Below are 9,835 nucleotides of genomic sequence, written 5' to 3'. Positions count from 1 at the left end.
CATCAAACGCTTCGACTCTGACTCCGAGTCCTCCTTTCTTTCATAAGCGCCATACCCCGTAACACGGACTACAATAGGCTCAATCGGCTCCTTCTCCTCTTTCTTCATCGTACCCACACTATTCTTATCTTTATATTTATGGGCATGAGCCGGAGAAAAGCAGAGCGCAGCGGTTAGTAAACAAAAAATGACTAGATTCTTCAAAGCAAGCATATCAAACTAGGTTCCCAGTAAATGGTGAGCGAAGATCGCATCGAGACACCCCGAACAACAGATACTTAAATGCGTTAATAAGAGCCAAATACCTGAGTTTTTCATAATCACTATGAAAATCCTGTGCCAAGTCATTACTGTAAAATTTGCAGCAATTCAGGAGAGCGCTTGCCGTTTTCATAGCTCTAAGCGGCAAATAAGGTTGTTAGGCGGCAATACAGAGTCATTAAATGACTTCAATACATAAGCACAGTTAAGCCAAAAAAATTACCACGAATTTGGACATTATGTTACAAAGCGTGACGTGCCCGTCGTTGTCACTTTCGACTTTCCGTTAAAATTGCCTCTACGGATCAAGCTACGTACAGTCACCGTACCGTTAGCCAGCATAAGTTAACTAGTCAGGACCCGCTCAAGGAACAAGGAAATAATGAATTTCAGATCCACCTTCAGCTTATCAAACTTTGCCATTTGCTTAGTTTGTCTCGCTTATAGCTCAACCGCACTAAGTGGCTACAAAGTATTTTTAGACCCTCGTTCCATGGCTATGGGCGGAACCGGTGTTGCTTCAGCTTCAAAGTTTAACGCGTCCGCTCACAACCCTGCTTTGATTGCCTTCAACCGAGGCGATAAGCCCGACAAGATCTATCTTGCAATAAATAGTGGCCAGCGACAGCTTTACGGAGAGTCTTTTAACTCTGACGTTCTCGACTATCAAAATTCACCAATAGAACAAGACTTTATCAACGCCGCTAACAGCGGAGATATTAGCGACACCAGAGATACCGCTAAACTTCTAAAAGACTCTCTAAGTGAAAAAAGTTTTAGCTCATATCGCTCTGATGAAATGCATAACTTTAACTTGTTAGTGGATACTGACCCGCTAACTATCAATTTCTACACTCGCCGTGAAATTCGCAAAGTAAGCACCATCCTAAATAAAGATGCAGCAACTATTGATGACATTGTTAGACAAGTAGAAACTACTGGCCTTGCGGAATCCACAGGTATTGAAGACCTATTAAGTTCATCGGTTGAAAGCACTCAATTTGACTATGAAGAAATGGGCGCAACCGTCGCTACAACCAATGTTATTGATTATAACATGCCCATATCGTGGGGTTTTACACCCAAACTGATTCAGTTCAATGCATCTCAAGTTTCAAGGCCGCTAGATGAATACGATGTGAATAACGCTCCGGCTGACAGACCTAGTGATAGCAACCTAGAATGGAACGTAGATATAGGCTTAGCAATCCTGTTTACCGACAACTTTTTACGTGAAGAATTCGGCCTGGATGGTTGGTGGCTAGAAGGCGAGTGGGTATTCGGTATTTCTGGAATGAATATGTTTCCAACCGACATTTCAACATTCTCCCCTCCCGTACCCACTGATGAATTACCTCGAGGCAAGCCTTCAGTTCAAGCACGCTATAAAGTGGGTTTAGCCACTTACCGTGAAGACTATATGATGACGCTTGATATTGATCTAAACGAAGATGAAGTGTTCGCCTTCGAAGGCAATACCCGCTTCATATCTTTTGGTGGTGAGTATTACTGGAGAGATGACTTCCACTTACGTGCAGGTGCGCGCTTCAATATTGCTGAAACAGAAGAGGCCTCAAAAGAAGATCACACCTTAACAGCTGGTTTTTTATACCAGCCACGCCACTTCAATATTGAGGCTGCATTTATGCTGAGTGAAGTAGAAGCTGGCGGTTCGATAGGATTTGGTTTAGCATTCTAGCTCTTTCTCTCCCGTGGGCTTGAATGTGATGAAAACCTACCTTGTGGGTGGTGCTGTACGTGACTCTTTGCTCGAAATTAACAGCAAGGATAAAGACTGGGTCGTAGTAGGTAGCAACCCAGACGAGATGCTTAAACAAGGCTTTACCCAGGTCGGCCAAGACTTCCCTGTATTTCTCCACCCCAAAACTAGAGAAGAGTACGCTCTTGCGCGGACAGAGCGTAAAAACGGTCAGGGCTACCAAGGCTTCAGCTTTGACACGTCAAAATCAATCACTTTAGAACAAGACCTTATCAGAAGAGACCTAAGCATTAATGCGATGGCAATGAGCGCAGACGGTGAGCTGATTGATCCGTATGGCGGTCAAGACGATCTGAAGAACAGACTACTCAGGCACGTCTCGCCAGCCTTCACAGAAGACCCACTAAGAATTCTACGCGTGGCTCGTTTCGCTGCTCGCTTTTATCACCTCGGCTTTAAAATAGCTGACGAAACACTCGATTTCATGAGCAAAATGGTTCTGAAAGGTGAGGCAAATCATTTAGTCCCTGAGCGTATCTGGCAAGAAACTGAACGAGCACTAAGTGAAAAGTCCCCTTGGATTTATTTTGAAGCACTTAGAAAAGTTGGCTGCCTGAAAGTCGTATTCCCGGAAATCGATGCGCTATTTGGCATTCCTCAGCCAGAAAAGTACCACCCAGAAATCGACTGTGGCATCCACGCTCTCATGTCCTTGGAGCAAGCTAGTCAACTAAGCCAATCAAAACAAGTTCGCTTTGCTGCTCTTACACACGACTTGGGAAAAGCTTGTACCGCCCCTGAAAAATGGCCAAGCCATCATGGCCATGAGCGCCTAGGTTTAGAGCCGATAAAGAAGCTCTGTGAACGAAATCGAGTACCGAATGAATACCGAGACCTGGCATGTTTATGCAGTGAATATCACACGCACATCCATAAAGCTTTTGAGTTAAGAAGTGAAACCATTCTGAAAGTTTTAAAGCAGTGCGACGCCTTTAGACGCCCTGAGCGCTTTGCAGAAATATTACTGTGCAGCAAGGCAGACTCACGAGGTAGGACCGGGTTTGAAAAGGCGCAATACCAACAAGCAGATCTTTTTAGCCGGATATTACACACTCTCAGCTTAATCACCACAAAAGAGATCGTTGCCGAGGGCTACAAAGGGAAAGAAATTGGCGAGCAGCTAGACCGTTTACGAAAAGAAAAAATAAAGCAGATAAAAAGCACTTATGAAGGAGAAAACTCGCCCACTAGCTGAGCATTTTTAAATCCGCACTGACGCCAAGCCTCATAACTTATGATTGCCACTGCATTGGACAAGTTTAGGCTTCTGCTATCGACCATCATTGGAATGCGGATTCTGTGTTCTGACTGAATACTCGCTAAAACTGAATCGGGCAGCCCTGCCGTTTCAGAACCAAACAATAATACGTCACCTTCCTGGTAAGTGAGCTGATCATGAGGCCCACTCCCCTTAGTTGTACATGCAATAATTCGCCGCCCTTCAACAGCCTCAAGAAAAGAAGCATAGTCCTTATGGCGCGTTACGTTTGCCATATCTCGATAGTCCAGACCCGCACGTCGAAGTTTCTTTTCTTCTAGATCAAACCCCAATGGCTCGATTAAATGAAGATAACAACCGTTGTTCGCAACCAGACGAATTATATTACCTGTATTGGGGGCGATCTGAGGTTCATAGAGTGCGATATGGAACATATATTTAATATCAACCAAATAGGGAAAATAGAAATAACAAAAAAATGCGCTCAAACAAAAAAGCAGTGCGACATAGCACTGCTTTCTTCTTTCATAACAAGAGGCTTAGTGAGTAGACTCACTACCCGCTTTTTTCTCAGCCGCTTCTTGCGCTTCTTTTTGCTTCTTCATTACAGCTTGAGCAAAGATAGCATCGAAGTTAACCGGTGCAACCATCATTGCCGGGAAGCTACCTTTAACGACAACTGTGTCAATAGTTTCACGCATGTAAGGGAATAGAAGATTTGGGCAAAACGCATTTAGCGCTTGTGCCAATTGAATACCTTCTAGACCTTCAAGCTTAAAGATGCCCGCTTGCTGAACTTCAACAATGTAAGCCGTCATACCTTCGACTGAAACGGTAAAAGTAGCTGAAACAACTACTTCATAGTGATCTTCACCTAAACCAGCATTTTTAGTATTGAGATCCATTTTCACTTCTGGCTTCCATTGTTTCTGGAAAACCATGGGTGAGTTCGGTGACTCAAAGGAAATATCTTTTACATAGATGCGCTGTAGGGCAAAGTTGACTTGTGGCTGCTGTTCCTCTTGAGCGCCAACTTCAGGCGTTTCATTCTCTGACATGATGGATCCTAATTCTTGATAATTTGATAACAGCTCGTAAAACTTAAGCTGACGAGCCAAAAGTTAAATACTAGGCGGTGCTAGTTAAAAATGCGAGCCTATCAAGCTCTTTTTTTAGTTTTTGCGATAGGAATAACCTTATAAGCTATAAGGTCTCCAATAAAGCGTCTAGCTCACCCTTTGCCTCTAAAGCAAATAAGTCGTCACAGCCACCTACGTGAGTTGTTCCAATCCAGATTTGTGGCACTGTATGCTGGCCAGATTCTTTCATCATCTTTTGCCTGATAGATGGATCTGCATCCACTAGAATTTCATCAAAGTTTACTTTCTTTTTTTGAAGAAGCGCTTTAGCACGAAAGCAAAACGGGCAGAATTTTGAAGAATACATTACGACCATTTTATTGACTCTTAGCTATTGTGTTTATTTACGAACCAGAGGCATATTGCTATTTTTCCACTCAGCAATACCACCACTCATACGGCAGACATTCTCAAAACCTTCTGCCTGCAAAGTCTTACCCGCCATTCCAGAGTGCTGACCCATTTTATCTACCAGGATAATTTGCTTATCCTTATATTTTTCCAGCTCAGTCGATCGCTCTTTCAAGTTTGCAAAAGGAATATGCAAGGCACCTGTAATTTTACCTTCAGAGAAGTCTTTCTTGTCACGTAAGTCAACGATCACAGCCTGATCTTTATTTAGTAAAAGCGTCGCCTCTTGAGGACTAACGGCTCTTCCAGAACGCGATCTCTCGGTAAACCATAGTGCAGCCAACAACGCGACAAACAAACCTGAAAGCTCAATATGATTACCAATAAATTCAAATAAACGATCCATTACTCAGTCCACAACAGTAAAACCGGCTAAATTGCCAGATAAAGTAGAAGCTCTGCCCTGAGTAGCGCCAGTAAATCTTGTTTCACTCGCTCTACTCCATAGCCTCACGCAAAAGGAGTCGCATTATACACACGCCCCTCCTGGCACCTCAATAGCTAGAACCTAATGCAGCGAGAACAACTAAACAACGACACACTAATTAATTCTGACACTCTAGGTCGCCAACCGTCCAAAATAACGGTAAAATCCGCGTCACTATTGGAACCTTGTATGAGAGTAATTTCACGAGGTTCACTGCGCGCCGTTTAAAACTTTACATTAGGTAGTACGTTAATATGGGTAAACAGACCACCGCACTAATCATTCTCGATGGCTGGGGCCACCGTGAAGAAACCGATGCAAATGCTATTCGTCAAGCCAGCACACCTTTTTGGGATAAAATTTGGCAAGAGCGTCCTCATAGCCTGATTCAAACCTCTGGCATGGCCGTGGGCCTACCTGATGGGCAAATGGGAAATTCTGAAGTGGGTCATATGAACCTCGGTGCCGGAAGAATCGTCTACCAAAACTACACCCGTATCACCAAGGATATTGACGAAGGAACATTCGAAAATAACGAAGCCATCTGCAAAGCTATAAACAGCGCAGTAGAAAGCGGCAAAGCAATCCATCTTATGGGGTTAATGTCTCCGGGTGGTGTTCACAGTCATATCGACCACATCCAGGCAGCCATTAAAGTAGCGGCAACAAAAGGCGCCAAAGAAGTTTACGTTCACGCATTCCTCGATGGCCGAGATACACCTCCGCGCAGTGCACAGCCCTCTCTAGAAGCTGTGGAAAAGCAACTTTCTGATCTAGGTATTGGTAGAATCGCTAGCATGGTCGGCCGTTACTACGCGATGGATAGAGATAATCGCTGGGATCGTGTAAAACTAGCTTATGACCTTTTAACTGAAGGACAGTCTGATTATCGTTACGAAACGCCTACTCAAGCACTTGAAGCGGCATATCAGCGTGACGAAAACGACGAGTTTGTTTCAGCCACAGCCATTGGAGATGCGAACTCTGGCCAGATCAATGACGGCGATGCGGTTATCTTTATGAACTTCCGAGCAGACAGAGCACGCGAATTAACCCGAAGCTTTGTTGATACAAATTTCGAAGGTTTTGAGAAATCCAAGGCACCTAAGCTTGCCGACTTTGTCATGCTAACGGAATATTCTGCAGACATTGCAACTAGCTGTGCCTACCCTCCAATGGACCTACCCAATTGCTTGGGTGAATACATGGAGACGCTGGATAAAACCCAACTTCGAATTGCTGAAACCGAAAAATATGCCCACGTCACCTTTTTCTTCAGTGGTGGCCGGGAAGCATTATTTAAAGGCGAAACTCGCGAACTCATCCCTTCTCCAGATGTAGCAACCTACGACCTAAAACCTGAAATGAGCGCTCCTGAAGTTACTGACAAGCTGGTCGAAGCGATTAAGAGTCAAGAATATGATTTGATTGTCTGCAACTTTGCTAACGGCGATATGGTTGGCCACACAGGAAAACTCGAAGCCGCTGTCAAAGCAGCAGAATGCCTCGATAGCTGCCTGGAACGTGTGGCAACCGCACTTGAAGAAAGTAAGGCCCAATGTTTGATTACCGCAGACCATGGTAACGCAGAGCAAATGCTTGATCCCAATTCAGGACAGGCACACACCGCTCACACCACATTGCCCGTACCACTGATATATTTAGGTGATAAAGACATTTCACTCAAAGACGGTGGTAAATTAAGCGATATCGCACCCTCCTTGCTCGATTTGATGTCTATCGATATCCCTTCAGAAATGACGGGAATGTCACTAATCGGAAAATAGTCTGCAATAGCCTCAGTGTATAATAATCAATCCTTTAAGAAGAGCACTAGAGTATTCTTATGCTCTTCGTGGATTGTAGGAACCCTCTAATGTCTTGGTCGATTAACTTAATATGCATGCTAGTATTAATTATCAACATGCTCTCAAGGCTCCTCACTAATCGATGAAATACCTTCTGCTTACATTCTGTTTGTTAGCTTCACTCGTAGCAAACCCAAGTCTTGCAGAAGTTTCTCAAGAACACTCTGAGCGTGAACTCGCTCAACTTAAATCCAGCATCACCAAAATCAATCGCTGGCTGAATCGCGCTAATACTGAAAAAACCGGGCTTTCAAAAGCACTGGAGAAGCAAGAAAAAGCTATCAGCAAGCTAAGCAAGTCAATTCGTACCAGCAAAGCAAATATAACGAAGCAAACCAAAGAGCTTAAAAAGCTGGAAAAAGACCACTCTCAACAAACAAAGGCGCTAAAAAAACAGCAGTCGTTCTTAATAAAGCAATTACAACGTGCGTACCTGCACGGGGAACAATCTCAAACCAAACTTCTTTTAAACTCTAATAACCCCCAGGAACTTGCTAAGGATATGCGTTTCTTTGCCTATATTAATGAAGCGCGTAGTGAAAAAATTTCCGAGGTACAAGACATTCTTAACATCATAAAAAATACCGAGAAAAAAATACTTGTTAAGAAAAATAAACTGCACGAACAGCATAAGCTTCAACAACAACAGCGCTTAGAGCTGAAAAAAGAACAAGCAGCTCGTAAACAGGTACTCGCAAAACTCAAGGCCAATATAAAAAATAACACGCAGCGTCTTGAAAAAATGCGCAAAGACCAAGCGCGCCTAGAGAAGCTTCTGAACGAATTAGAGCAAGCCATTGCCAACATCCCCCTCCCTGACGACGCCGCTCCGTTTAGCAAACAAAAAACCAAGCTTCCGTGGCCTGCGAAAGGTAAAGTCATTGGGCGCTTTGGTAGTCGAATTGCTCAGGGTAAGCTAAAGCTCAATGGCATTCATATTGAGACAAAAAACAACCAGGAAGTTCAAGCCATCCATTCTGGAAGAGTTATATTTTCTAACTGGATACGTGGCTTTGGTTTGCTCATTATTATCGATCATGGTAATAATTACATGAGTTTGTACGGTAACAATAAGAGCCTTGCAAAAGATACCGGAGACTGGGTTAGAGCAGGTGAAGTTCTCGCCTATGCAGGGCAAAGTAATGCAAAAAGTGAAACAGGGCTATACTTTGAAATTAGAAAAGACGGAAAGCCTTTAAATCCTAGCCGATGGCTACGAAAATAAATTCTTCAGGACCCACTTAATGAAATTAGTTTCTCGTTCCTTACCTTTAATGACATCACGCCGCAAACGCATCTGCACTTACAGCGCTATTCTGGCTGGGTGCTTATCTTTCAGTCAGCCCGCACTTTCCCAGCAAACTGAAAGTGCTGGTATACAAGATACTAATTTAGCTTCGGAACAAGCGACTGCCCCCTTACCTTTAAATGAGCTGCGAAAGTTTACCAATGTATTTGGCAAAATTAAGAATGCCTACGTCGAAGAAATAGATGACGCTACCCTGCTAAAATATGCGATTCGTGGCATGTTGTCAGGGCTTGACCCACACTCAGCTTATCTTGAGCCAAGCGCATTTTCAGACCTGCAAGAGAACACTTCAGGCACATTTGGCGGCTTGGGTATAGAGGTAGGTATGGAGAATGGCTTTGTAAAAGTTATTGCGCCGATTGATGATACCCCCGCTCAGAAAGCAGGCATTGAGGCTGGCGATTTAATTATCAAATTAGATGAAACACCCGTAAAAGGAATGAGTCTTGATCAAGCTGTTGACACGATGCGTGGTGAAGCGGGTGAGCCGATTACATTGACCATCGTCCGTGAAGGCGAGCGCGAGCCATTAGAAATAAAAGTCGTACGTGACATTATTCAAGTAACCAGCGTCAAAACGCTAGTACTTGATGAGCAGTACGGCTACATCCGTATCACTCAATTTCAGGCACAAACTGGTAGCGACTTCGCCAAAGGCCTTAAAAAGCTTCAAGATGAAACTGAAGAACTTGCAGGCTTAGTTATTGACTTAAGAAACAACCCTGGAGGCGTACTTCGTGCTTCAGTAGAAGTTGCCGACCAGTTGATTGAAGAAGGTCTCATCGTTTATACAAAAGGCCGTGCTAGCGAAGCCGATTTAAGCTTTAACGCGACACCTGGTGACGATGCTAATGGCATACCCATTATCGTTCTTATTGATGGAGGCTCCGCATCAGCTTCTGAAATCTTGGCCGGAGCACTTCAAGATCACAATCGGGCAGTCATAATGGGAACACAGAGCTTCGGCAAAGGCTCTGTACAGAACGTCATGGCTCTTGATGCTGAATATGGGCTTAAGCTAACAACGGCCCGCTACTATACCCCTAATGGCCGCTCGATTCAGGCGCAAGGTATCGAGCCCGATATAGAAGTTAACCGAGCCAAGTTGAGTGAAGAAAAAACCAAAGCCTTTTATCGAGAGTCTGATCTAGCCGGTCACTTAAGTAACGGCAACCAAAATAAGAATGAATCCAGCAAAGAAGAAAGCGAAGACTCAGAAGTTTCTCGTCAACAATCCATGCTGGAAAAAGACTTCCAGCTTCAGGAAGCTTTAAGTTTGCTAAAGGCTTTGGATATTCTAAAAGTTAAGCAAAAGAACTCTTCCGTCAAAACACCAGAGAGCCAAACTGAGGCTGAAAACCTAGCTGAAGAAGGCACGCCACAAGGTGAGTAACTATCTCCTCAAGCTCAGTACAGTAGTC

Annotated in this window: 10 protein-coding genes; 5 read left to right on the top strand and 5 right to left on the bottom strand. The window is 43.9% G+C overall.

Annotated features, from left to right (window positions below; all coding sequences use genetic code 11):
- Positions 1-213 (bottom strand): hypothetical protein (locus A3756_RS28675; RefSeq protein WP_231875507.1); only part of this gene is annotated, 213 nt, incomplete at its 3' end.
- 430 nt (positions 214-643) lie between these two features.
- Between A3756_RS28675 and traF the strand changes: the two genes are divergently transcribed.
- Together traF and A3756_RS07275 are read left to right on the top strand one after the other, a co-directional pair.
- Positions 644-1,960, top strand: a complete 1,317-nt coding sequence (traF, locus tag A3756_RS07280) for a conjugal transfer protein TraF (RefSeq protein ID WP_068553194.1) — start codon at positions 644-646, stop codon at positions 1,958-1,960.
- A 28-nt stretch (positions 1,961-1,988) separates the two neighbouring features.
- Positions 1,989-3,236 (top strand): multifunctional CCA addition/repair protein, encoded by a 1,248-nt coding sequence (locus tag A3756_RS07275; RefSeq protein ID WP_068511343.1) that lies wholly within the window; start codon positions 1,989-1,991, stop codon positions 3,234-3,236.
- Here A3756_RS07275 and A3756_RS07270 read toward each other — a convergent pair.
- The 4 genes from A3756_RS07270 to A3756_RS07255 all read right to left on the bottom strand — a co-directional run bounded on the left by A3756_RS07270 (position 3,206) and on the right by A3756_RS07255 (position 5,156).
- Entirely contained in the window at positions 3,206-3,694 is a 489-nt protein-coding gene (locus A3756_RS07270; RefSeq protein WP_068511345.1) for a tRNA (cytidine(34)-2'-O)-methyltransferase, read from the bottom strand. The two genes, A3756_RS07275 and A3756_RS07270, sit on opposite strands and share 31 nt — an antisense overlap.
- Before the next feature lie 105 nt (positions 3,695-3,799).
- Positions 3,800-4,318 carry a protein-export chaperone SecB gene (gene secB, locus A3756_RS07265; RefSeq protein WP_068511257.1) on the bottom strand — a complete coding sequence of 173 codons (519 nt, stop codon included), beginning with the start codon at positions 4,316-4,318 and terminating at the stop codon, positions 3,800-3,802.
- A 145-nt stretch (positions 4,319-4,463) separates the two neighbouring features.
- Positions 4,464-4,715 carry a glutaredoxin 3 gene (grxC, locus tag A3756_RS07260; protein ID WP_068511259.1) on the bottom strand — a complete coding sequence of 84 codons (252 nt, stop codon included), beginning with the start codon at positions 4,713-4,715 and terminating at the stop codon, positions 4,464-4,466.
- A 24-nt stretch (positions 4,716-4,739) separates the two neighbouring features.
- Positions 4,740-5,156 (bottom strand): rhodanese-like domain-containing protein, encoded by a 417-nt coding sequence (locus A3756_RS07255; RefSeq protein WP_068508189.1) that lies wholly within the window; start codon positions 5,154-5,156, stop codon positions 4,740-4,742.
- A gap of 335 nt (positions 5,157-5,491) precedes the next feature.
- Here A3756_RS07255 and gpmI point away from each other — a divergent pair, with 335 nt between their 5' ends.
- The 3 genes from gpmI to A3756_RS07240 all read left to right on the top strand — a co-directional run bounded on the left by gpmI (position 5,492) and on the right by A3756_RS07240 (position 9,807).
- Positions 5,492-7,024: a 2,3-bisphosphoglycerate-independent phosphoglycerate mutase gene (gene gpmI / locus A3756_RS07250; RefSeq protein WP_068553192.1), complete on the top strand. Its 1,533-nt coding sequence runs from the start codon at positions 5,492-5,494 to the stop codon at positions 7,022-7,024.
- 163 nt (positions 7,025-7,187) lie between these two features.
- Complete coding sequence (locus A3756_RS07245; protein WP_068511263.1) at positions 7,188-8,330, top strand: murein hydrolase activator EnvC; 1,143 nt, start codon at positions 7,188-7,190, stop codon at positions 8,328-8,330.
- Positions 8,331-8,349: 19 nt separating this feature from the next.
- Positions 8,350-9,807, top strand: a complete 1,458-nt coding sequence (locus tag A3756_RS07240) for a S41 family peptidase (RefSeq protein WP_068511265.1) — start codon at positions 8,350-8,352, stop codon at positions 9,805-9,807.
- The last annotated feature ends 28 nt before the right edge of the window (positions 9,808-9,835 follow it).

It is taken from the genome of Oleiphilus sp. HI0086, assembly GCF_001635225.1.
Note: the sequence above shows the minus strand (reverse complement) of the source record. Positions and strands in the feature narration are given on the sequence as shown.